General features: G+C 57.0%; 23 protein-coding genes. 8 read left to right on the plus strand and 15 right to left on the minus strand.

Annotated features, from left to right (window positions below):
- Positions 1-46: 46 nt before the first annotated feature.
- On the plus strand, positions 47-856 hold the full coding sequence (cysE, locus tag GOV85_RS15260; RefSeq protein ID WP_171179647.1) for a serine O-acetyltransferase: 810 nt from the start codon (positions 47-49) through the stop codon (positions 854-856).
- A 7-nt stretch (positions 857-863) separates the two neighbouring features.
- Here the strand turns inward: cysE and GOV85_RS15265 are convergent, their stop codons facing one another.
- The 7 genes from GOV85_RS15265 to pgk all read right to left on the minus strand — a co-directional run bounded on the left by GOV85_RS15265 (position 864) and on the right by pgk (position 7261).
- Positions 864-1106: a hypothetical protein gene (locus GOV85_RS15265; protein WP_171179649.1), complete on the minus strand. Its 243-nt coding sequence runs from the start codon at positions 1104-1106 to the stop codon at positions 864-866.
- A 154-nt stretch (positions 1107-1260) separates the two neighbouring features.
- Entirely contained in the window at positions 1261-2571 is a 1311-nt protein-coding gene (locus GOV85_RS15270) for a pyruvate dehydrogenase complex dihydrolipoamide acetyltransferase (protein WP_171179651.1), read from the minus strand.
- A 14-nt stretch (positions 2572-2585) separates the two neighbouring features.
- The gene (locus tag GOV85_RS15275; protein ID WP_171179653.1) at positions 2586-3071 is read right to left on the minus strand and encodes a hypothetical protein; all 486 of its coding nucleotides are present in this window, start codon (positions 3069-3071) and stop codon (positions 2586-2588) included.
- Positions 3072-3074: 3 nt separating this feature from the next.
- Complete coding sequence (locus GOV85_RS15280; RefSeq protein WP_171179655.1) at positions 3075-4439, minus strand: pyruvate dehydrogenase complex E1 component subunit beta; 1365 nt, start codon at positions 4437-4439, stop codon at positions 3075-3077.
- Between the two features lie 15 nt (positions 4440-4454).
- Entirely contained in the window at positions 4455-5444 is a 990-nt protein-coding gene (gene pdhA / locus GOV85_RS15285) for a pyruvate dehydrogenase (acetyl-transferring) E1 component subunit alpha (RefSeq protein ID WP_171179657.1), read from the minus strand.
- 176 nt (positions 5445-5620) lie between these two features.
- On the minus strand, positions 5621-5920 hold the full coding sequence (locus tag GOV85_RS15290; RefSeq protein WP_171179659.1) for a septum formation initiator family protein: 300 nt from the start codon (positions 5918-5920) through the stop codon (positions 5621-5623).
- 150 nt (positions 5921-6070) lie between these two features.
- Entirely contained in the window at positions 6071-7261 is a 1191-nt protein-coding gene (gene pgk, locus GOV85_RS15295; protein ID WP_171179662.1) for a phosphoglycerate kinase, read from the minus strand.
- Between the two features lie 133 nt (positions 7262-7394).
- On the opposite strand from pgk, the gene GOV85_RS15300 reads away from it, so the two are divergent.
- Entirely contained in the window at positions 7395-7901 is a 507-nt protein-coding gene (locus tag GOV85_RS15300; RefSeq protein ID WP_171179664.1) for a peptidylprolyl isomerase, read from the plus strand.
- Positions 7894-8451 carry a peptidylprolyl isomerase gene (locus GOV85_RS15305; RefSeq protein WP_171179666.1) on the plus strand — a complete coding sequence of 186 codons (558 nt, stop codon included), beginning with the start codon at positions 7894-7896 and terminating at the stop codon, positions 8449-8451. Before GOV85_RS15300 ends, GOV85_RS15305 begins: the two co-directional genes overlap by 8 nt.
- Positions 8452-8516: 65 nt before the next feature.
- Here the strand turns inward: GOV85_RS15305 and aqpZ are convergent, their stop codons facing one another.
- The 6 genes from aqpZ to GOV85_RS15335 form a co-directional block, all read right to left on the minus strand.
- Positions 8517-9206 (minus strand): aquaporin Z, encoded by a 690-nt coding sequence (aqpZ, locus tag GOV85_RS15310; RefSeq protein ID WP_171179668.1) that lies wholly within the window; start codon positions 9204-9206, stop codon positions 8517-8519.
- Positions 9207-9317: 111 nt separating this feature from the next.
- Positions 9318-10127, minus strand: coding sequence for a zinc-dependent peptidase (locus GOV85_RS15315; RefSeq protein WP_171179670.1), 810 nt, complete (start codon positions 10125-10127; stop codon positions 9318-9320).
- Between the two features lie 121 nt (positions 10128-10248).
- Positions 10249-10749 carry a polymer-forming cytoskeletal protein gene (locus tag GOV85_RS15320; protein ID WP_171179672.1) on the minus strand — a complete coding sequence of 167 codons (501 nt, stop codon included), beginning with the start codon at positions 10747-10749 and terminating at the stop codon, positions 10249-10251.
- Positions 10739-12070 (minus strand): DUF5930 domain-containing protein, encoded by a 1332-nt coding sequence (locus GOV85_RS15325; RefSeq protein ID WP_171179674.1) that lies wholly within the window; start codon positions 12068-12070, stop codon positions 10739-10741. The genes GOV85_RS15320 and GOV85_RS15325 overlap by 11 nt, the downstream gene beginning before the upstream one ends.
- 174 nt (positions 12071-12244) lie before the next feature.
- Positions 12245-13063 carry a ferritin-like domain-containing protein gene (locus tag GOV85_RS15330; RefSeq protein WP_171180055.1) on the minus strand — a complete coding sequence of 273 codons (819 nt, stop codon included), beginning with the start codon at positions 13061-13063 and terminating at the stop codon, positions 12245-12247.
- A 54-nt stretch (positions 13064-13117) separates the two neighbouring features.
- Positions 13118-13615 (minus strand): peroxiredoxin, encoded by a 498-nt coding sequence (locus GOV85_RS15335; RefSeq protein WP_171179676.1) that lies wholly within the window; start codon positions 13613-13615, stop codon positions 13118-13120.
- A 68-nt stretch (positions 13616-13683) separates the two neighbouring features.
- Here GOV85_RS15335 and GOV85_RS15340 point away from each other — a divergent pair, with 68 nt between their 5' ends.
- The 4 genes from GOV85_RS15340 (at position 13684) to GOV85_RS15355 (ending at position 20212) form a co-directional block, all read left to right on the plus strand.
- A complete protein-coding gene (locus tag GOV85_RS15340; RefSeq protein ID WP_371813604.1) occupies positions 13684-17055 on the plus strand; it encodes a DUF3971 domain-containing protein in 3372 nt (1123 codons plus the stop codon).
- A gap of 42 nt (positions 17056-17097) precedes the next feature.
- Positions 17098-18144, plus strand: coding sequence for a tRNA preQ1(34) S-adenosylmethionine ribosyltransferase-isomerase QueA (queA, locus tag GOV85_RS15345; protein ID WP_171179680.1), 1047 nt, complete (start codon positions 17098-17100; stop codon positions 18142-18144).
- 111 nt (positions 18145-18255) lie between these two features.
- On the plus strand, positions 18256-19527 hold the full coding sequence (locus tag GOV85_RS15350) for an MFS transporter (RefSeq protein WP_171179682.1): 1272 nt from the start codon (positions 18256-18258) through the stop codon (positions 19525-19527).
- A gap of 109 nt (positions 19528-19636) precedes the next feature.
- Complete coding sequence (locus GOV85_RS15355) at positions 19637-20212, plus strand: DUF924 family protein (protein WP_171179684.1); 576 nt, start codon at positions 19637-19639, stop codon at positions 20210-20212.
- Between the two features lie 47 nt (positions 20213-20259).
- On the opposite strand, the gene GOV85_RS15360 is transcribed toward GOV85_RS15355, so the two are convergent.
- A complete protein-coding gene (locus GOV85_RS15360) occupies positions 20260-20694 on the minus strand; it encodes a hypothetical protein (RefSeq protein WP_171179686.1) in 435 nt (144 codons plus the stop codon).
- Between the two features lie 214 nt (positions 20695-20908).
- On the opposite strand from GOV85_RS15360, the gene lpdA reads away from it, so the two are divergent.
- Positions 20909-22303 (plus strand): dihydrolipoyl dehydrogenase, encoded by a 1395-nt coding sequence (lpdA, locus tag GOV85_RS15365; RefSeq protein ID WP_171179688.1) that lies wholly within the window; start codon positions 20909-20911, stop codon positions 22301-22303.
- Positions 22304-22437: 134 nt separating this feature from the next.
- On the opposite strand, the gene GOV85_RS15370 is transcribed toward lpdA, so the two are convergent.
- Positions 22438-23823, minus strand: coding sequence for a M20/M25/M40 family metallo-hydrolase (locus GOV85_RS15370; protein ID WP_171179690.1), 1386 nt, complete (start codon positions 23821-23823; stop codon positions 22438-22440).
- Positions 23824-23875: the final 52 nt, after the last annotated feature.

Here is a 23875-nt window from a genome sequence, read left to right on the forward strand (position 1 = left end):
TTTTGCCACTAAATGGCATTCTAGGCGCAGCAAAGGATCAAAAGCCATGTTTGAAAAGCGCAGCCATGTGACGCCGGTCGATCCGGTGTGGAACCGCATCACATCCGAGGCCCATGCGGCCGTTGAACAAGAGCCACTTATGGGCGGCCTTGTGCACGCTTGTATCCTGCATCACCGCAGTCTTGAGCGCGCGCTTTCCTATAGGATTTCGGCCAAGCTGTGTTCTAACGAAATGTCGATGATGGTCCTGCGCGAGATTGTCGATGAGGCTTACGGTGATGATCCCAATGTGATCGAAGCGGCGCGGGCCGATTTAATGGCTGTTTACGAACGTGATCCAGCATGCCACCGCCTTTTGCAGCCAATCCTGTATTTCAAAGGCTACCAGGCCATGCAGGCTTATCGCGTCGCGCATTGGCTGTGGAACAAAGGTCGCTATGATCTGGCCTACTTCTTCCAGATGCGCTCGTCCGAGATTTTCGGAATCGACATTCACCCAGCCGCAAAAATCGGAAAGGGTATCATGATCGACCACGCGCATTCGATTGTGATTGGTGAGACTGCTGTTGTGGGTGACAATGTTTCAATGCTGCACTCTGTAACGCTGGGTGGGACCGGCAAGGAAGAGGAACAGCGTCACCCCAAGATCGGTAACGGTGTTCTTATTGGAGCCGGGGCAAAAGTGCTGGGCAACATCGAAGTGGGCCATTGCAGCCGTATCGCTGCCGGTTCGGTGGTATTGCAACCCGTGCCAGCGTGCAAAACTGTTGCAGGTATCCCGGCGAAGATCGTGGGCGAGGCGGGATGTGACCAACCCGCAATTTCGATGGATCATATGCTGGGCAAAGACCAGTAGGTAAAAATCACTTCAAGCGGTTGGTGCGTTTTTCCAACGGCTTGCGCTTGCGTTCCTCTCGTTTTTGCTGGCGCAATTCTTTGCGCCGCTTTTGTTCAGCTTTCTGCTCGGCAATCGCCGCAGGATCGTTGGAATTGAATTTCGAGTGCTCACCCGGATAACTGTTCGGTTTCGCAATCGCCTCGTCTGATGCCGTTCCGGTCAGAAAGGCCAAAATTATCAGGCTTTGAACAAGGTTCTTGCGGGTCACAGCGCACTCTCCTTCTGTCTTAATCTTAAAGAACAAGGTGGGAGAGCAGACTGCTTTAGGCAATTGATGCGCCGATCACGTGGGCTCAATTCGGCGCCAAGAGATAGGATGCCCCCGCCCGGCAAGAGCTTGGACGGGGGCATGATTCAGTTCCTCAGGCCAGCATGACCATCGGGTTTTCCAGATTATCGACGATGGCCTTGAGAAGTTCTGCCCCCAACGCCCCGTCGATGACGCGATGATCCACGGACATTGTGACAGACATCACGGTTGCCACGGTCAATTCGCCATCATCTCCGACAACAGGCTTTTTCACACCGGTTCCTACAGCCAGAATTCCGGCATGCGGCGGGTTCACAATGGCGTCGAAGTTATCGATGCCGAACATGCCTAGGTTCGAGATGGCAAAGGTGCCGCCCTGGTATTCATGCGGGGCCAATTTGCGCTCACGGGCGCGGCCTGCAAGGTCTTTCATCTCGGTAGACAGGGCGGACAGCGACTTCATGTCAGCATCTTGCAGAACCGGGGTGAACAAGCCGCCTTCGATCGCAACAGCAACAGCCACGTCCGAAGGTTTCAATTGCAGCACCCGGTCGCCCGCCCAAACTGCGTTGCAGGCTGGAACCTGTTGCAGCGCGTTTGCGACGGCCTTGATGATGAAATCATTGACGCTCAGCTTCACGCCACGGCCTTCCAACTGCTTGTTCAGTTGGCTGCGGAACTTGAGCAGCGCGTCCAGTTTGATGTCGCGACGCAGGTAGAAATGCGGGATGGTCTGCTTGGCTTCGCCCAAACGCGCGGCAATGGTCTTGCGCATACCGTCTAGCTGAATTTCTTCGTACTCGCGACCTTCGTACATGCGTGCGACCATATCTGCCAAGGGGCCGGCAGGTGCCGCAACAGGAGCCGAAGCAGCCGCAGTTGGGGCCGGTGCCGCAGCAGCCGTAGCAGTGGTCGCCGTGGTGCTTTCAACATCTGCCTTGACGATACGGCCATGCGGCCCCGAGCCGCTGATCTGCGAAAGATCCAGACCTTTTTGTGCCGCGATCCGACGGGCCAGAGGTGACGCAAAGACGCGACCGCCATCTGCCGTGACCGGAGCCGCTGGGGCAGGTGCAGGCGCCTCAGTTGTCGCTGCCGAAGCAGCCTCTGTGCCCGCAGCGACCGCTGGTGCAGCCACAGGCGCTGCGGCATGCGTTGCTGCGATGTCATCCGCGCTTTCGCCGTCTTCCAGCAGAACCGCGATGGCGGTGTTTACCTTGACCCCTTCAGACCCCTCGGGGATCAGGATCTTGCCGATGGTGCCTTCGTCAACGGCTTCGAACTCCATCGTGGCCTTGTCGGTTTCGATCTCGGCCAGCAGGTCGCCGGACGAGACTGCGTCGCCCTCTTTGACGAGCCATTTTGCAAGCGTGCCTTCCTCCATAGTTGGGGATAGGGCGGGCATCAGAATTTCGGTGGGCATGTCTTCATGTCCTCTTACTTCGAAAATGAGTATATCAGCGTTGCGATGTCGATCAGGAGAATGGCCGCGCAGAAGGTGACGAACACCCCCACGACCACAGAGCGCGCCTTCGAGACGCGTGGATGGTTCTTTTCGAGCCACTCGGTGAACAGACCAAGCGCTGCGGCGTCGCTGTGTTCAATGGTTGCCAGATAGTCCATACCCAGTTGCAGGCGCTGCTGCTCGAGTACGATGTAAATGACCGAGGCATAAGACACGACACAGGCAACAGACAGCATGGCTCGGATCGGCCAAGCGCTGGTCAGGTTGCCCTCGACCGATAGCAGATCGAAAGAGATCTGGTCGAAGGCCTCAAGATTGAACGCAATACTGACAAAGGAAACCACCAGGAACGCCGCACAGACATAAAGCAGGTTGCGGTTGTTATCCTTGCGCGCGGAGACGAGGCTTTCGAACAGCCAGTCCACGCCCGCAGGATTATGTACGTTCCCGGGGGTCATCGCCTATCGGTAGGTCACTTGTTTGACGGCGGCGATCACCTCATCGGTGGTGATCAGCGCCAGCTTTTCCAAGTTCGCGGCATAGGGCATTGGCACATCCTTGCCGGTGCAGTTGATGACCGGGGCGTCGAGATAGTCGAACGCTTCCTGCATCACCACTGAGCTGATGTAGCTGCCGACGGAACCCTGCGGCCAGCCTTCTTCAACGGTTACCAGACGGTTGGTTTTCATAACCGAGTTGATGATCGCGCCGGTATCCATCGGGCGGATGGTGCGCAGGTCGATCACTTCGGCGCTGATGCCTTCTTCGGCCAGCTTGTCGGCGGCTTCAAGCGCGTATTGCATGCCGATACCGAAGCTGACGATGGTCACGTCGGACCCTTCGCGCCAAATGCGCGCTTTGCCCAGCGGGATGGCCAGGTCATCCACTTGCGGTACTTCAAAAGAGCGCCCGTAGAGGATTTCGTTTTCCAGGAAAACTACGGGGTTGGGATCACGGATTGCCGACTTCAGCAGACCTTTGGCATCCGCGGCCGAATAGGGCATCACAACTTTCAGTCCAGGTACCTGCATGTACCAGGCAGCGTAATCCTGAGAATGCTGAGCAGCCACGCGCGCGGCAGCACCGTTGGGGCCACGGAATACGATTGGGCAACCCATCTGACCGCCTGACATGTAAAGCGTCTTGGCGGCAGAGTTGATGATCTGGTCAATCGCCTGCATGGCGAAGTTGAAGGTCATGAACTCGACAATCGGCTTCAGACCACCAAAGGCCGAACCAACAGCGATACCTGCAAACCCATGTTCGGTGATCGGGGTGTCGATCACGCGTTTGCTGCCGAACTCGTCCAGCAGACCTTGGCTGATCTTATACGCTCCCTGGTATTCGGCGACTTCTTCACCCATCAGGTAGACGTCTTCGTCGCTGCGCATTTCCTCGGCCATCGCGTCGCGCAGTGCTTCGCGGACGGTTTCAGACTTCATCTCTGCATCAGCAGGCCAGTCAGGCGACAGATCGACCACCGGTGCGGCAGGTGCAGCAGCGGGGGCAGGGGCCGCTGCGGGGCTAGCCTCGGCTGCCGCTTCTGCTGCAGGAGCCGCTGCGGGCAGGGCAGAGGCGTCTTCGCCGTCTTCCACCAAAACCGCGATAGGGGTGTTCACCTTGACCCCTTCGGTCCCTTCAGCGATCAGGATTTTTCCAACGATCCCTTCATCGACCGCTTCGAATTCCATCGTCGCCTTGTCGGTTTCGATCTCGGCCATAATATCGCCTGAAGATACAGTGTCGCCTTCCTTAACCAGCCACTTGGCCAGCGTGCCCTCTTCCATTGTGGGCGAAAGGGCGGGCATGTGAATTTCGGTTGCCATGTCTTATTCGTCCTCTCAGGCGTAAATGTCGGTCCAGAGCTCTTCGACGGAAGGCTCGGGGCTTTCTTTCGAGAATTCGGCGGCTTGATTGACGATCTCTTTGATCTCTTTATCGATCGCCTTCAGATCATCCTCGGTTGCGTGTTTGCCGGTCAGCAGAAGCTCGCGCACATGTTCGATCGGATCGCTCTGCTCGCGGACCTTCTGAACCTCTTCGCGGGTGCGGTACTTGGCCGGATCAGACATCGAGTGGCCACGATACCGGTAGGTTTTGACCTCAAGGATGTAAGGGCCTTTGCCCGCACGGCAGTGGGCAACAGCTTTTTCACCTGCGGCCTTAACCGCCAACACATCCATACCGTTGACGATCTCGCCGGGGATGCCAAACGCTTCGCCGCGCACGTAGATGTCCGGCGACGATGTCGAGCGCGCCTGCGCTGTACCCATGGCGTATTGGTTGTTTTCGATCACAAAGACCACAGGAAGATCCCAGAGAGCGGCCATGTTGAACGTCTCATAGACTTGCCCCTGGTTGGCCGCGCCATCACCGAAATAGGTGAATGTCACGCCACCGTTCTCTTTGTATTTGTCAGCAAAGGCCAGACCTGCACCCAGCGGAACCTGTGCGCCAACGATGCCGTGGCCGCCATAGAAATGCTTCTCTTTCGAGAACATGTGCATCGAGCCGCCCTTGCCTTTGGAAAGGCCGCCTTCGCGCCCGGTCAGTTCGGCCATAACGCCGCCCGGATCCATACCGCAGGCCAACATGTGGCCGTGATCGCGATACGAGGTGATGCGTTTGTCCCCTTCCTGAGCTGCCGCTTCGAGGCCGACAACAACGGCTTCCTGTCCGATATAAAGGTGGCAGAAGCCGCCAATCAGACCCATACCATAAAGCTGGCCTGCTTTTTCCTCGAATCGGCGGATCAAAAGCATCTCGCGGTAGTAGGTCTTGAGTTCTTCCGCAGAAACGTTTGGTTTCTTTGTGGTTTTTCGCGCAGCCATTGTGGCGATCTCCCCCTTTCGGACAGATAGTTTAGCGTTAAACTATCTCATAAAGCATTTGATGCTATCTGGCGAGGGTAAATGTGACGCAGCGTCGGATTGCGCTGAGCCACGCTTGTCGAAGCAGGGTAAAATTTTGGATGTGCCAGATTTTTCGACGAAAAATCCAAATCAGGTCAGCGAATGACAATCTCGTCTGCGCGGATCATACCCAGAACCGAACGTGCCTGTTGGTCCAGAAGATCTAGATCAAGGTAGGTATCGGACAGCCTTAGGGTCAGGTTTTCCATCTCGGTGATCTCGGCGTTCAGTTTCGCCAAGTCGCGCGACAGAGCGTCCCGTTCCGCTGCAATCTCGACCCGCCGAAACAGACCATAGTCTCCTTGCACGGCAGCGAAGGTGAAGTAGACACCCAGCATGAAAGCCACCGAGAAGAAAGCAACTGCGCCCAAACCGGGCCGATGGGAACGGGACACTCTGTTTACCGCCGTATGAAAACTTGCCTCAATAACGGGTCCTTTTTGGACCTCTTTCAGCACTATGTCACAGGTGATTCGGCTTGTGAATCCCCTGACGCGGAAAAATCAGGGGATGAGTCAGAATGTCTCGGCACGCGCAGTAAAACCTTACTGCTCCAACGCTGCAACGCCAGGAAGGGACTTACCTTCCATCCACTCCAAAAACGCGCCACCCGCGGTGGAAATGTATGAGAAATCATGCGCTGCACCCGATGCGTTCAGGGCTGCAACAGTGTCGCCGCCGCCTGCGACCGAAACCAATTGTCCCGAACGCGTCAAGGCGGCTGCCTTCAGAGCCGCTGCATTGGTGGCTGCATCGAAAGGTTCCAGCTCGAACGCGCCCAGCGGGCCGTTCCAGATCAGGGTTTGGCTTTTTGAAAAGATGTCTGTGATGACAGCAACACTTTCGGGGCCTGCGTCCAGGATCATGCCGTCTTCGGGGCATTGATCTGTGGGCAGCGTTTGATGTGGTGCATGGGCTTCAAACTTCTGTGCGACCACGATGTCCTTTGGCAGAACGATAGTGCAACCGGAGTTTTCGGCTTTGGCCAGAATCTCAGCTGCGGTCCCCTGCATGTCGCGCTCCGCCAATGATTTTCCGACGTTGATCCCTTGGGCAACCAGAAACGTGTTGGCCATTCCGCCACCGATAACCAGATAGTCCACCTTGTTGATAAGGTTGCCAAGCAGCTCCAGCTTGGTCGAAACTTTGGCGCCCCCGACAACTGCCGTTACAGGCCGTTTCGGAGCACCCAAAGCGCCTTCCAGTGCCTCAAGTTCGGCCTGCATTAGACGGCCTGCACATGCAGGCAGAAGCCGCGCCAGTGCTTCGGTTGAACTGTGGGCCCGGTGTGCGGCCGAGAACGCGTCATTGCAATAGACATCACCAAGCTTGGCCATGCCTGCGGCCAGATCGGCGTCGTTCTTGGTCTCGGCAGCGTGAAAACGGGTGTTTTCCAGCAGCAATACCTGACCTGGTTGAAGCGCTTCGGTCGCCAACTCCGCCTCGGTTCCGACGCAATCAGCGGCAAACAAGACCGGCGCGCCGAACGCGCTTTCCAGTGTTGGCACCAACTGCTTGAGCGAAAGATTCTCGCGTCGCTCGCCGCCCGGACGTCCAAAATGCGCCAGCAAGATCGGCTTTCCGCCCGCAGCAAGGATGTGGCGCACTGTGGGCACGATCCGTTCAATACGCGTTGCGTCGGTGACAGTGCCGTCCACGACCGGTACGTTAATGTCCACACGCACCAAGACGCGTTTGCCACCCAAGTCCATATCGTCCAGTGTTTTCCAGCTCATCTTGCGATCCTCGTCATTGGCAACCGATTTAGGCGGTTCTTTTCCTGCATTTTACCCTCAGGTCAATGCGTCACTTGGCATTCACGCGCGTGCGGCATAGGTATTTGCGCAAGACAAACGACAGGAGGGCCACATGGCCGAGATCAAAGATCCCGAAAACACAATCATCATCGAGCTGAAGGGCGGCAATGTCGTCATCGAGCTGCTGCCGGATGTAGCACCGTTGCACAGCGCGCGGATGAAGGAACTGGCCCGTGGCGGAGAATATGACAACGTGGCCTTTCACCGTGTAATCGACGGCTTCATGGCGCAAACCGGTGACGTTCAGCACGGCGATATGGAAGACGGCTTCAACCTGCGCATGGCGGGCACCGGCGGGTCCTCGTTGCCGAACGTTCCGGCAGAATTTTCCAAACTGCCGCATGATCGGGGCACGCTGGGCGCGGCCCGGTCGCAAAATCCGGATTCGGCCAACTCGCAGTTCTTCATCAACTTCAAGGACAACCACTTCCTGAACGGTCAGTATACCGTCTATGGTCGCGTGATCGATGGCATGGAGCATGTGGATGCGATCGTTCGGGGCGAGCCGCCTGCGAACCCGGATCGCATGATCAGCGTCAAGGTGGCCGCCGATGCATAAGCTGGCTGCAGCCTTTGCACTTCTGGCCAGTCCCGCGTTGGCCAGCGGTTTGCAGATCGACGTCGAAGGGGAGGGAGCCAACGGCACCATCTCGATCGACCTGTTCGAGGATGTCGCACCCAAGCATGTGGAACAGATCACCGCCTTGGCCGCCGACGGTCAGTATGATGGCGTCGTGTTTCACCGCGTGATTGACGGCTTTATGGCGCAAACTGGCGATGTGGAATATGGCAACTCCGGCGCGGCCGGTTTCGACATGCGCAATGCAGGACGTGGCGGATCTGACCGTCCTGACCTGCCGGCTGAGTTTTCCGATGTCACCTTTGACCGGGGCGTGGTCGGCATGGCCCGTTCGAATGACCCGGATTCAGCCAATTCGCAGTTTTTCATCATGTTCGAACCCGGCCCGTTCCTAGACGGGCAGTACACTGTAGTCGGTCAGGTGACTGACGGCATGGATGTGGTGGACGCAATCAAGCGCGGTGCCGGTCAAAACGGTGCGATCATTGGCGCACCGGACGTGATGAAGAAAGTCACAGTCATCGAATGAACGAAAAAGCCCGACGCGCGTTACCGCATCGGGCTTTTCCATATTGTGGGTTGCACGAACCGGAATCAATCGTCGGGTGACATCATCTTCCAGATCACCGCGCCGATCGCTCCACCGATCAATGGGGCCACCCAGAACAGCCAGAGCTGCGCCAAGGCCGGGCCATCCGCGAACAGCGCCACTCCGGTAGACCGCGCCGGATTCACCGATGTGTTGCTGACCGGGATCGACACCAGATGAATCAGCGTCAGCGCCAGACCAATTGCAATCGGCGCGAACCCGGCGGGTGCCTTTTCTGACGTTGCACCCAGGATGATGATGATGAAGAAGGCGGTCATCACAATTTCGATCACCAATACGGACATCATCGAATAGCCCTCGGGCGAGGCGTCTCCGTATCCGTTTGATGCAAACCCTCCGACGCCTTCGAAGCCGGGTGCGCCGCTTACGATCAGATACAGCACGATGGCAGCTGCAATCGCGCCGATGACCTGAGCGCCCCAATAGGGCAACAGATATTTGGCCGGAAACCGCCCGCCGATCATCAACCCCAAACTGACGGCCGGGTTGAAATGCCCACCCGAGATGTGACCAACCGTGTAAGCCATAGTCAGAACTGTCAGGCCAAAGGCGAAAGACACGCCAAGCCATCCGATGCCGACATCCGCGACACCGGCTGCTAATACGGCACTGCCGCATCCCCCAAGGACCAGCCAGAATGTGCCGAAGAACTCGGCAAGTAATTTCGATGACATGAAAAATCCTCCGCAATGTTATGAGGTTAAGTGTAATTCAAAAATTAGCTTTTGTTAAATTATGACGAACGGGGAATTTGTCGAATGACCTGTCACCTTGGGTAAAAGCGATCAGCGCCACTGTACGGGGTCCAGATGAAACAGTTTTGACAGCTGTTCATAGACCTCCGGATCAGAGTTTCGCAGCGCCCTGGGCCGTTCAAAAAACACTTCAACCGAAACGGCGAAAAACTCTTCGTGCCCTTCCGCACCGTAGGGATCAATCACAGTTGCGCGCCCCATTTCAACGGCCTGTACATGGGCGTCGTAAGCCGCCAGAAACGCGGCCTCCCACTCGGAAAAGCTCTGGTTGGCGCTGAGAACGGGCACACCATTGGCCGAGCCTGTCAGATCGTCGATCTGATGTGCGAACTCGTGGAAGACAACATTTTGCCCGTCGTGGTCGTTCATCGCGCCGCGCCGGCTGTGCGCCCATGACAGGATCACCGGGCCGCGATTCCAGCTTTCTCCGGTGCGTACAATTTCCTTTTCGGTGACAACATAACCGCTGTGGCGGCTCTGTCTGGATTTGAAGGCGCTGGGATAGATCAGGATGGTGGTGAGGTTGTCGTACCAAAGCTCGGTGTTCACAACCAACAGACAGGCTTGCGCGGCGATAGACATTTGCATGTCTTTGGTAACGTCCAGACCGTCGCAGCCGATGAACTCAACCTGATCGAGAAACAGGTTGATCTTACCTTCCAGCTTAGCGCGCAAGCCTTGCGGCAATTTCCGCAGGATCGGGACCTGAGCGTCGATAAGGTGCCGTTCCTGATCCGTCAACGGCGCGGCCAACAGGGCCCGGCGCGCCTGTTGTTTTGACCAAAAGTAATAGGCCGCACCACAAGCAATCAGCGCAACAAGTGTCAGGAATATCAACATGACCCGACCCTAACGCGATCCCCGCACGATCAAAACCTGTTTCCCGAACTGAACAATGCCCCAAAAGAAAAGACGCCGCGGGTTTCCCAGCGGCGTCTCGGGTTTGACCAGAAAGGTCGCGTTATTGTTTGACGTCAGCCGCTGGGTTCGATCCCGATTTGCTACTGCGGCCAGGGTTCAGCGGGTCGTCCTGACGCTGCACTGAACCTTCAAAATGCGCGCCGCTTTCGATGGCGATGGTCTTGTGGATGATGTCGCCTTCAACACGCGCAGTCGAAGTCAGGCGCACCTTCAGGCCACGCACACGGCCCACGATACGACCGTTGATCACCACGTCATCTGCGGTGACTTCACCCTTGATTGTTGCCGATTCACCAATGGTCAGCAGGTGAGCACGAATATCGCCCTCCACGGTGCCTTCCACCTGAATGTCACCGGAGGTCTTGATGTTGCCGGTGATGTGCAGATCCGAGGACAGAACCGACGCCGGCGGCTTTGGCTTGGGCGCAGTGGCAGGTTTCGTCTCGGTCGGTGCAGGGGCCGCTGGGGTCGCCGGAGCGGCAGGTTTGGCCGCCTCAGGTGCCTTGGATGCGGGCTCGTTGATTTTGCTTTTAGAAAACATTTCTCGCAGCCTTGATGTAAGTCATTGGGTTCACGGGCTTTCCGTTCACGCGCACCTCATAGTGCAAATGCGTGCCGGTGGACCGTCCGGTGCTACCCATATCAGCAATATGATCCCCGCGCGAGACCCTTTGGCCAACCTTCACGTTGATCTTGGTGTTATGAGCGTAAAGTGTCTCAATTCCGAACGCGTGCTTGATTTTAACAAGCCGTCCGAAACCCGACTGCCAGCCTGCTTGAGTGACCACACCATCCGCAGTTGCAAAGATGTCAGTGCCGTGCGCACCAGCAAAGTCCGCGCCATTATGCATACGGCGACCACCGGTTTTGGGGTCGCGACGTGTGCCAAATCCGCTGGTATAGCGCACAGCACTGTTGACCGGGCTGGCGAAGGGGGCCTTTTCCGCAGCAATCCGGTACAGGTTTAGTTGGTCCATCTGCTCAAGTAGAATGTTTGCACGGGCTTCTTCAGCGGACAGCTCGTCCTCCTCACCACGCGTGCTAAGGGATAAAGGGGTCAGCGGACCGCCCATACCGCTATATCCGCGCCGGACCTCTTCGATAATGCGATCGGTCGGCATGCCGGCCTTACGGAACATCTTGTCCAAAGGTTCGACCGAGATCACCATGGCTTCTTCCAACTGGCGGAAAATCTCGTCGCTGCGTTCCTGCATCAGACGGATTTCCAGTTCCAGCTCATCCCGTTGGTCCAAAGCCTGACGCGCGTCCGAGGCGATTTGATCGCGTTCTTCCGCGGTGCGGGAAAGGGCATTTGTCATGAAGGCCATCTGCACCGGGGTGCTCGAGGCCGTCACGTACATGTCGGCATCATTGGTTTCCTGCTTCAGAACAGCCAGCTCCGTGCGGGCTTCTTCCCGTTGCTTCATCGTGCTGCGCAGCGTCGTCTGGATGACCTCGATACCGGTCTCAAGCTCGCGGCGGCGGTTTTCCGACGCCAGCAACTCGGACTGCATTGCGGAAATCTGTTCCAATGCGGCGTTAAAGCGATCTTGTGCGGCCAGTGCTTCTTGCGCGCGTGCGTCCCGTTCGGCTGACAGGATATTCAGGCGCTCTTGATATGTCGCCTGATCGCGCTTGGCTTGTTCTCTGAAGTTGCCCGACCCGATGCTGTCCATCAGCAGTATGGCCGTTGCAACCGCTGTCCACCCAACCATCACCGCGACACCGGTGACTGCGATCACCTGCGTTTCCGAACTCAGCCGAATGAACCGCGTGTCCTTGTCAGATTTCAGAAAGACCCGGCGTTCCGGGAAATACCGCTCAAGCAGTGAGTGTAGCTTTATTGCCAGACGTGTTCGCACGCGCCTTACCTCTCGTCCCCAAATTCGGGACCGGTCATGGTGCAGTAGCCGTCCCTTGGGCCGAGTGCATAAACGGCTCGCTACGATCGGGCAAGTTTGTTGACCTCTTTGCGGCAAACAGCGCAAAAATCCCCCGAAGATCGGCGGGAATTCGCCGAAATTCACATATAAGTGTCAGTTCGTGACTTCACCCGGCGCGGGCAGGTCTTCTGTCAGCGGCCAATAGAAATCGGGGGGCAGGCCAGCTTCGGCGCGCTTCTCCTCGTTAAAGGGCGGTTTCAGGACGCCGTGGAAATACCGCCGGACCAGGGCGTGGAACACGTCCTTCGGGTCGGCGTTTTCCCGACCGCACAGGAAATGAAACCACTTAGAGCCATAGGCGACATGGCCGACTTCTTCCGCATAGATCACCTCCAACGCGGCAATGGCTTGGTCCGCTTTGGCCTTTCGGAAGATTTCGATCATGCCGGGGGTGACATCCAGACCGCGTGCCTCAAGCACCATGGGAACAACAGCCAGCCGTCCCATCAAGTCTTCGGCAGTATCTTCGGCGGCGCGCCACATTCCGGCGTGGGCGGGCAGGGCGCCATAGTGGCTGCCCATCTGCTCTAGGCAGTCGCACACCAGCTCGAAATGCCGCGATTCCTCTTCGGCGCATTTCACCCAGTCATCGTAAAAGCCGATCGGCATCGGCACATGACCAAACCGCGCGATGATGTCCCAGTGCAGATCGACGGCATTCAACTCAATATGCGCCACAGCGTGCAACAGGGCGATACGCCCGGCCTCGGTCCCGGGTTTCCGCTTTGGCACTTCACGAGGCGAAAGAAGCTCGGGCTTGTCCGGGCGGGCGGGGTTCAAGGGGGGCGTTGCCGCGCCAATTTCGATTGGGTCAGCTTCGCCCTTGCGAGCAGCGAACCATGCGGCGGCGTGCGCTTTGGACAGGGCGGTCTTGGCCCGCCCGTCCGCAGTTGTCAGAACCTCTGTCGCCATCTGTGTCAGTGTCTTGGGCACGGGATCACTCCGACTCTGTCGTGTCGAGGCGGGTCATAAACCGGATGGCATGGCAGGTCGAGAGTGCGCTAACAGCGCCTTCACCGCCTCAAGCACCTCGTCCACATGACCGGGCACTTTGACTTTGCGCCAGACCTTAGCAATGCGACCTTCGGCATCTATGACAAAGGTCGAACGTTCGATGCCCATCGACTTGCGCCCATACATGTTCTTTTCCACCCACACGCCATAGTCCTCGCAAACGGTCGAGTTTTCGTCCGATAAAAGCGGTGTGGTCAGACCATGCTTGGCAACAAATTTGTCATGCTTGGCGACACTGTCGCGCGAGATACCGAAAACTTGAGCACCTGCATCCGCAAAGGCCTGAAGCTGTTCTGAAAAACCAATGGATTCCTTTGTACAGCCCGGCGTATCATCACGGGGATAGAAGAACAAAACCACGGTGCCACCGCGCAACGCCGAAAGCGTCACCTCGCCGCCGCCGTCGCGTGGCAGGGTGAAGTCGGGGGCCATGTCTGAAATATCGGGCATTGGAAACTCCGCTAAAGGTTTTTAAAGGCTGCCTGATATCATAGGGCAACACGTGCGGGTTGGAAGGCGTGGACAGTAAATTGAAGCAGCATGACGACGAACAAGACGAACCGGTACAACCGGTGCGTCGACGGTCGCGTCGGAGGGCCGCTGGTCTTTGGGCCATGCGCGGTGCTTTCATGCTGGCGCTTCTTGCGCTGTTCGCCGGTTTCATGGTGGTGGGGCAAAGGATGCACGCGCCTGCCTGGTTGCGGGACAGGGTCGAAACGCGGCTTGAACAGGCGCTGGGTGGTCTGCAAATCCGCTTTGGCGATGTCAGCTTCATCATTCACGAAGGCTGGCGGCCCCGTCTGCGTCTGACCGACGTTGCCATCAGCGACGCGGCGGGCCAGCAGATTGCGCAGGTCTCGGACATGCGTGCCAGCCTTGCCATGCGCCCTTTGTTGCGCGGGCATGTTCGCCCAAAACGCATCATCCTGAGCGGAGCTCAAATCGCCCTGACCCGAGGCATGGATGGGGCGTTGACCCTGACCGTGGGGTCTGGCAGCGCTCCGGTACAAGAGGCACCGAACCTGGCAGAGCTGATCGAGGCGTCCGATCAGGTATTCCTGTCTCCGGCTCTGTCTGCTCTCACCTCGGTCGAGCTTGATGCAATCACGCTGGATTACAGCGATTTGCGGCAGGGTCGGTCCTGGGTGCTGGATGGTGGTCATATTCAGGCCAACCGCAGTGACAACGAAGTACGACTCGCTACCGGGTTTTCGGTTCTTTCGGGGCGGGATTACGTCAGTGCCATCGAGGCCAACTATACCAGCATCCTTGGCACCCCTGCCGCTCAGTTCGGCATCTCGGTCTCGGACCTGCCTGCCGAGGATATCGCCGGTCAAAGCCCTGTTTTGGCGTGGCTGCAGGTCTTGCGGGCCCCCATATCGGGTGCCTTGCGCGGCAGTATCGACGATAGCGGTGCCATCGGAACGGGCTTTGCAACGCTCAACCTTGGGGCAGGGGTCGTACAGCCCAACCCTGAAACGCGCCCGGTGCCTTTTGAATCTGCCCGCACCTATTTCACCTATGATCCTAAAACGCATGCGCTGGATTTCAACGAAGTGTCAGTAGTATCGGCTTGGGGCGAAGTGCAAGCAGACGGTACGGCGTTCCTGCAGGGGGTGGAAGATGGTGTCCTGGACAGCCTGACCGCGCAATTGCGTTTGTCGGGCCTCAATGTGAACCCCGCCAACCTGTTTCCAGAGCCGATCCAATTGTCCCGCGCCAGCGTGGATTTCAAAATGGTGTTGGACCCTTTCGAGTTGCGTTTGGGACAGGTCACTGTTGAAGACCCAGGTCACATCATACGCGCCTTTGGAGTTCTGAGCGGCCGGCCCGACGGCTGGGCAGTGGAATTGGATGCACATCTGGATCAGATGACCTCGGACAAGGTTCTCAGTTACTGGTCCGAACTTTTGGCACCGAAACCGCGCGAGTGGGTTACCAAGAACCTTTACGAAGGCGTTCTGTCGGACATGGATTTTGCCCTGCGGCTTGAGCCCGGATCCAAGCCCGATATCTATTTGGATTTCGGATTCGAAAAGGCCAAGATTCAGTTCGTCAAAACCCTTCCACCGATCGAGGACGCCCAAGGGCAGGCCAGCCTGATCAATCAACGATTTACTGTCACCGCGCAAAAGGGGGTGGTGATCGCTGACGAAGGTGGTGCAGTGGATGCCGCGGGCACGTCCTTCATCATACCCGATACGGACATAAAGAAATCCGCGCCTGGAATTGCGCGTATACGGGCCAAGGGCAGTGTGACCGCTGCACTGTCGCTGCTGGACCGCCCCCCACTTTCATTGCTGAGCAAAGCAGGATTGCCTGTCGAGCTTGCCAAAGGCACCGCTTCGCTGACTGGCACGCTGTCATTGCCGCTGAAAAAGGAGCTGAAGTTTCAGGAAACCGAATTCCATTTCGACGGCAATCTGGCAAACCTTTCCAGCGATCGTCTGGTGCCGGGGTTCACGGTCAGCGCCGCTTTGCTGGATCTGTCCGGCAATCAGTCGGGCGTTCAAATACAAGGGCAAGGGCAATTCGGAGATGTTCCTCTTGAGGCGCTGTGGCGGCAGCCGATTGATGGAAAAACGGCGCAGCGCAGTACGCTGACAGGCCAGATCGAACTGTCCCCACGCTTGATGGATCAGATCGGGGCCGGGCTACCCCCTGGGATGCTGACCGAGTCGGGTGTTGCGGACATTACCCTGGGTCTTGGAGCAGATACCCCGCCGAAACTGTCCGTTGCGTCGGACCTACAGGGTGTGGTGCTGGCGATCCCGGAACTTGGGTGGCGTAAGGCGGCAACCGCACCGGGCTCACTGACAGCCGAAGCGACATTGGGCAAAGGGTTGAAGGTGGACAGTTTGAACATCGAGGGCGCTGGTCTGCGAACAAGCGCATCGATTACCTTTCGCGAAAACGGAGATTTTGACCGCATACGATTCAGCTCATTCGATCTGGGGAATTGGCTTGCGGTCCCGGCTGAGATGATCGGGCGCGGGGATGCCGTACCAGATATCCGAGTTCTTGGCGGTGTACTGGACATGGGGAAAGCGACGTTCGGCGAAAGCGGCGGCGGCGGGGCAGGTCCGAAGCTGGACGTTGCCTTGGATCGCTTACAAGTGACCGAAGCGGTTGCGCTTACGGGATTTCAGGGAACGTTTCAGACGACTGGTGGCGTAAACGGAGGGTTTACGGCACGGGTGAATGGGGGGGCGGCGGTCTCCGGGCAGGTGACCCCGCGCGGAAAACGCAGTGCCGTGACCCTGACATCGCAGGACGCCGGGGCGGCGTTGCGTTCTGCTGGCGTGCTGACCCAAGCGCGCGAGGGCACATTGAACTTAAGCCTCGAACCGGTGGCAGCACCGGGAAACTATGACGTGGTCCTGAAAATCATCAACACGCGTATCACCGATGCCCCGGCCATGGCGGCCCTCTTGAACGCAATCAGTTTTGTTGGATTGTTGGACGAGATGGCCGGGCAAGGCATTTTCTTCTCGGCGATCGACAGTCGCATGCGGATTACGCCGACGGATATCAAAGTGCTCAGCGGCAGCGCAGTTGGACCATCCATGGGACTTTCGTTTGACGGCACCATCGACACGGTCACCGAGATGCTGAACCTGCGCGGTGCGATTTCGCCAATCTATCTGCTCAACGCCGTGGGCAGCGTTTTCACGCGCAAGGGCGAGGGTGTGTTCGGATTCAACTACACCCTCACCGGGCCGCTGGCTTCTCCGAAAGTTTCGGTGAATCCGCTTTCTGGACTGGCCCCTTTGTTTTTGCGCGATTTGATGCGTCAACCTGCACCAAAGGTATCGGATGGCCCAAACGCGACACCGCAAAAACCAGATGAGCCCAAGCAGACATTCGGGTCACAGCCCAGCGATCGCTGACGACATATGGCCGAATCTTTTGCGGGGATGTAAGGCGCGCGCATGAAACTCAGCGATTTTGACTTCCACCTGCCTGACGACCTGATTGCCACGCGGCCTGCTAGCCCGCGATCCTCTGCGCGTCTGCTGGTGGCGCAGGGGGATCAGACAACGGACAGCCACGTCCTTCATCTGCCCGATTTTTTGCAACCCGGTGACAGGCTAGTGCTGAATGACACGCGCGTCATCCCGGCACGGCTTAATGGTCGCCGCCATCGGGACAGTGCCCAAGGTCCAGTGTCAGCCGGGATCGAGGCGACATTGCTGGATCCTCAGGCCGATGCAACTTGGTCAGCTCTGATCAAGCCCTTGAAAAAATTGAAGGTTGGGGAAGAGATTGTCTTCTCGGATGACCTGAGCGCCACGCTGGACCGGTTTGAGGATGGGCAGGCCTATCTGCGGTTTAACCTGAGTGGCGAAGATTTTGATAAAGCACTGGAGCAAGCCGGGGCGATGCCGTTGCCGCCGTATATTGCGGCCAAACGTCCGGCGGATGAACAGGACAAAACCGACTATCAAACCATCTGGGCGCGTAATTCGGGTGCCGTAGCCGCGCCGACCGCTTCGCTGCATTTCGATGATGCCCTTCTGTTGGCTTTGGCCGAGCGCGGCGTGAATTTCACTCATGTAACCCTGCACGTGGGGGCAGGCACGTTCCTGCCGGTCAAAGTTGAAGAAGTGACAACCCACAAGATGCACGCGGAATGGGGGCAGGTCAGCCCCGAGGCGGCAGCCGAGATTCAGGCCACCAAAGACGCAGGTGGACGGGTGATTCCAGTGGGCACCACAGCCCTGCGTCTGATCGAAAGTGCGGCCCGGTCCGGCCGCATCCAACCCTGGGAAGGGGATACGGATATTTTCATCTATCCGGGCTTCCAGTTCCATGTCACGGACGCGTTGATGACCAATTTCCACCTGCCGAAATCAACGCTGTTGATGTTGGTGTCCGCGTTGATGGGGCAAGATCGAATGTTTGATTTGTATCATCATGCAATAACACAGAAATATCGTTTCTTTTCCTACGGCGACGCGTCGCTTTTGATCCCATGAGGGGCGCGCATGAAGTATCAAAACAGTTCAATGTCGTAGACAAGCGCGACAGAAGCGGTCTTTGATCGCAGTACACAGCGCAACTTAGTTTGGCATCACTCGGAGACCCCAATGATTCAGGTTCTTTCCAGCGCGTGGGCGTTGCTGCTCGGCATGGGGTTGCTGATGGTCGGAAATGGCCTTCAGGGCACTCTTTTGGGTGTTCGCGGCGAGATCGAAGGGTTTTCGACTCTGCATATGTCTATTGTGATGTCCGCCTATTTCGTCGGCTTTCTGGGCGGCTCACGACTTGCCCCTGAAATGATCCGGCGCGTCGGCCATGTGCGGGTCTTTGCAGCGCTTGCGTCTTTCATCTCGGCCGTCATGATCATGTACCCCATGCTCACGAACCCAATCGCCTGGGCACTTGGGCGGGTGGTGATCGGCTTTTGTTTCTCGGGTGTGTATGTCACCGCAGAAAGCTGGTTGAACAACGCGGCCAGCAACGAAAACCGAGGCCAGGCCTTGTCTTTGTACATGATCGTTCAGATGACCGGAATCGTCACGGCGCAGGCCCTGTTGCTGGTGGGCGATCCGGCAGGGTACGAGACATTTGTGATCGCCTCGATCCTTGTTTCGGTTTCCTTCGCGCCGATCCTGTTGTCGATTTCACCAACACCAGCCTTTGATACAACAAAGCCTATGACACTGCGCAAACTGATGGAGACATCACCATTGGGCTGCGTCGGCATGTTCCTGCTGGGTGGAATATTTTCGGCTCAGTTCGGGATGAGCTCGGTCTACGGCGCGCAAGCCGGATTGTCGCTGGTCGAGATTTCAACCTTTGTGGCCGCGTTTTATGTTGGCTCGGTTCTGTTGCAATACCCGATTGGTTGGTTCTCGGACCGTATGGATCGCCGGATTCTGATTCTGACGGTTTCCGTCGTCGGCGGCTGCGGCGCACTGGTGGGAATGTTTTTCGGGGCGACCTTCTCAATCCTGCTGACCGGTGCATTTGTTATTGGAGGCATGACCAGCCCGCTTTATTCCCTGCTGATCGCCTACACCAACGACTATTTGGAATATGACGACATGTCTGCTGCTTCGGGCGGGCTGATCTTCATCAACGGCCTGGGCGCAATTGCCGGTCCGCTGATAACCGGTTGGCTGATGGGCAACGGCATCATGGGCCCTGCAGGTTTCTTCCTGTTTATTGCGACGCTGATGTTTGCGATGGCGTTCTACGCGCTCTACCGAATGACCCAGCGTGCTTATGTACCTGTTGACGAAACCGGAACAATTGCACCGATTATGCCGACATCGTCGCCAGTAGCTTTGGAAGTTGCGCAGGAAGTTGTGATCGAAGCAGCACAAGATGAGCAAGATACGCAAGAAGTCGCTTAAGAAACGAAAATATGTCGCAAATGTTGCAATATGTTACTGTCACAATTCTGTAAAACATTCTTAAATGACCTTACGTCCCTGGGGAGGGCAAATTACGGAGTTTAGGGCAATGGTAGGTCCTGAAGAAGTATTGAGTTTTTGGTTAGATGAAGTTGGTCCCAAGGGGTGGTATCTGCAGGATGACGCATTGGATGCGGAAATCCGAGACCGTTTCTTGTCAACTTGGGAAGCAGCGGTTGAGGGCAGATTTTCGCTTTGGCTGACATATCCCAGCGGATCGCTGGCGTATATTATCCTGACAGATCAGTTTCCACGTAACATGTTCCGGGGGCAGGCCCGTGCATTTGCGACTGACCGAGCGGCTTTGGCAGCTGCCAAATGCGCGGTCGACAAGGGGTGGGACAAAAAGATCGACGAACCCGCGCGGCAGTTCTTTTATCTGCCGATGATGCACTCGGAAAATCTGTGTGATCAGGAACGTTGTGTGCGTTTGATCTGCGAAAACCTGAGCGGTGACACAAGCAATCTATTGCACGCACGGGCGCATCGCGAAGTGATCCGCAAGTTCGGTCGGTTCCCCTATCGGAACGAAGCACTGTCGCGTCATTCCACACCACATGAAGTTGCCTATGTCGACATGGGTGGTTATGGGACCACCGTACGCGAGCTTCAGGCAACCGTTTGACCGTTTGAAAATGCTGGCATGCCGCGCCTTGTTCGCGCGGCATAACCTTATGAGCCTGGTTCACACCCTTTGAAATCCAAAATGCGCTTGGACACGACGTCCGCGCCGCTATTGATGGTCTGGGCTATCAAAACCTGAGGCTCGTCTGCCAGACTGATCAACCTATCCTGTGCTGTCTGCAACTTTTGTTCCAAGGAATTTAGTCGGGCTAAGGTCGATTGGATATCCTTGGTTGTTTGACTGTCTAAACCAATTGCCTTTTTCGGCAACGCGGCTAAGTCGTCTCGTAATGCCGCAAGCTCTGTTCGAATGTTCGTTGTCTCCTCTCGGAGCGGAGCAACGACTTGCACTGTTTCAGAAAACTCCGCCGTGATGCTCTCCACCTTTGACGCCAACTGCCAGCCCAGAAACAGGCACAAGGCCACAAGGATCAACGTGGCGTTGAGCAAAGCAAGCAGCAGGTCTTTGAGTGTTTTCGCCATAGTCAGCCTCTTGAATGTCCTTTGTTAAGAAATGCCCGAACGGTGTCGACAGTTCAGTTCTAGCCATGGAGCGGGCTTGGGTATAGGCTGAAATCCACGTCTTCAGGTGTGGCTTACCTCGCGTCGCTTTTGTCGCGGGGCGCGCCTGTTGATGTGTTTTGAAAAGTAGTTTAATGGTAAACTAATTTTTCAACACCTGCGCCGAGAGGGACACATGGCTGCACAATCTTATGATCTGATCGTAATCGGGGCTGGCCCCGGCGGCTATGTCGCTGCAATCCGTGCCGCCCAGTTGGGTCTGAAAACCGTCGTTGTCGAACGCGAACATCTTGGAGGCATTTGCCTGAACTGGGGTTGTATCCCCACCAAGGCATTGCTTCGCTCATCCGAAGTGTTCCATCTGATGGAACGCGCCAAGGATTTCGGCTTGAAAGCTGACAAGATTGGTTACGACCTGGATGCGGTAGTCAAAAGGTCACGGGGTGTGGCCGGACAACTTTCAGGCGGGATTGGTCATCTTCTGAAGAAGAACAAGGTTGCTGTTGTGATGGGCGAGGCCACGATCGCTGCCAAGGGCAAGGTCAGCGTCAAGACCGACAAGGGCACCGAAGAACTCACCGCCAAGAACATCATTTTGGCCACCGGCGCGCGGGCGCGGGAATTGCCGGGGCTTGAGGCGGATGGTGATCTGGTCTGGACCTACAAACATGCGCTGCAACCGCCACGTATGCCGAAGAAACTGCTGGTCATTGGGTCCGGCGCGATTGGCATCGAATTCGCCAGCTTCTACAACACGCTTGGCGCGGACACGACCGTGGTCGAAGTGATGGATCGCGTTCTGCCGGTTGAGGATGCCGAGATCAGCGCATTGGCGAAAAAGGCCTTCACCAAGCAAGGCATGACCATCATGGAAAAGGCGATGGTCAAGCAATTGGACCGGGGTAAAGGTAAAGTGACCGCTCATATCGAGGTTGAGGGCAAGGTCGAAAAGTATGATTTCGACACCGTGATTTCGGCGGTAGGCATCGTCGGTAATGTCGAAAACCTTGGCCTCGAAGCGCTGGGGGTCAAGATCGACCGCACGCATGTGGTGACGGATGAATTCTGCCGCACCGGTGTCGAAGGGCTGTACGCAATCGGTGATATAGCAGGTGCACCATGGCTGGCGCATAAGGCCAGTCACGAGGGCGTCATGGTCGCGGATCTTATCGCGGGTAAACACGCACACCCGGTCAAACCCGAGAGCATTGCAGGATGTACCTACTGTCAGCCTCAGGTCGCGTCCGTTGGCTACACCGAAGCCAAAGCCAAAGAACTGGGTTACGACATCAAGGTCGGGCGCTTCCCGTTCATCGGCAACGGCAAGGCTATTGCCCTGGGGGAACCAGAGGGGCTGATCAAAACCGTCTTTGACGCCAAGACAGGAGAGCTTCTGGGCGCACATATGATCGGCGCGGAAGTGACGGAACTGATCCAGGGCTATGTGGTTGGACGCCAGCTGGAGACCACCGAAGAAGATCTGATGAACACGGTCTTCCCGCACCCAACCTTGTCAGAGATGATGCACGAAAGCGTTCTGGACGCTTACGATCGCGTGATCCACATGTAAGGGAAGGGGGCTCTGCCCCCGCCGCGGCAAGCCGCGACTCCCCCGAGGTATTTATAGCCAGATGAAGCAGGGGATCCGCACTTCATCTGGCCGAAAATACCTCGGAGCGCGAGGCAGAGCCTCGCAAAAACACTTTACTTGTTCAAAGCATCCAGAATGCGGGCCCAGGATCGGATGCCCTTGTGAAAGCTTTTGACATCATATTTCTCGTTCGGTGAGTGAATTGCGTCATCATCGTTTGCATAACCGACCAGCATGGAATCTAGCCCGAGAACGGTGTTGAAGTACCCGACCACCGGAATAGAGCCACCCATGCCAGTAAAGACCGCCTCGCGATCCCATTCGTCAGACAAGGCGCCGCGCGCGGCTTCGAACTCTGGGCGGTCCAAATTCATGACAGAGGCTGGTGAGCCTTCAAGGTCATTGTCCCAGATCACTTTGGCGTCCGGAGACAGACGCTCCTCGACATGTTTGCGAATTTTGTCGCGCAGAGCGTCGGGATTCATGTCACCGACGAGACGGCAGGTGATTTTGCAATGTGCCTCGGATGGGATCACGGTTTTCGAACCAGCCCCGTTGTAACCGCCCCAAAGCCCGTTCACCTCAAGCGTTGGACGCGCCCATTGCTGCTCGAGTGTCGAATACCCCTTTTCACCATGTGGTTGGGTGTAGCCGACCGAATTTAGGTAGTCTGCTTCGTCGAAACCGCAGTTTTGCCACTGGCGGAGTTGATCCTCGGGTACTTCGTGTACGCCTTCGTAAAATCCGTCAACGGTTACGCGGCCGGTTTCGTCATCGTAGAAAGAGGCCACTATTTTCGACAGTTCCCGCAAGGGGTTTAGGCCTGGGCCACCGTAGTGGCCGGAATGCAGATCGATACGGGGTCCGATGATGGTGAATTCATCCTTCAGCATACCGCGCAGTTGGGCAGCTATGGAGGGAACCCCGCGTGAGACCATCGAGGTGTCGCAGACCAGTGCCAGGTCGGCTTTGAGCTCGGCCGCGTTTTCCTTAAGGAACGGGACTAGTGATGGAGACCCCGATTCTTCCTCGCCTTCAAAGAAGAAGGTGATGCGACAGGGCAGGGATCCATGCACAGCCTTCCAGGCGCGGCAGGCTTCGACAAAAGTCATCAGTTGCCCTTTGTCATCCGATGCGCCACGCCCACGGATAACGGGGCCGTGCTCGGTATCTTCGATTGCAGGATCAAATGGGTCGCGTGTCCACAGGTTCAGCGGATCAACCGGCTGCACATCATAGTGGCCGTAGAACAGGATATGCGGAGCGTCTGCGTCTTCTCCCACATGGCCAACAACCATGGGGTGGCCCGGCGTTTCTCGCTTTTCCGCGTCTATTCCGATACTGCGAAGGTCGTTGACCAACCAATCTGCGGCGCGGTTGACCTCGTCCTTGAACGCGGGATCGGTTGAAATGGATTGGATGCGCAATAATTCCATCAGGCGGTCGATCGAGGTTTGCAGATCTTCGTCAATCCGGTTCAGCACGGTGTCTAGCGACATAGGGGGCTCCTGCTTTTCTAGGTTGGGCGAACCCTAACAGCGTGATCAGCGC

This window comes from Ruegeria sp. HKCCA4633, assembly GCF_013034605.1.
Classification (GTDB): domain Bacteria; phylum Pseudomonadota; class Alphaproteobacteria; order Rhodobacterales; family Rhodobacteraceae; genus Ruegeria.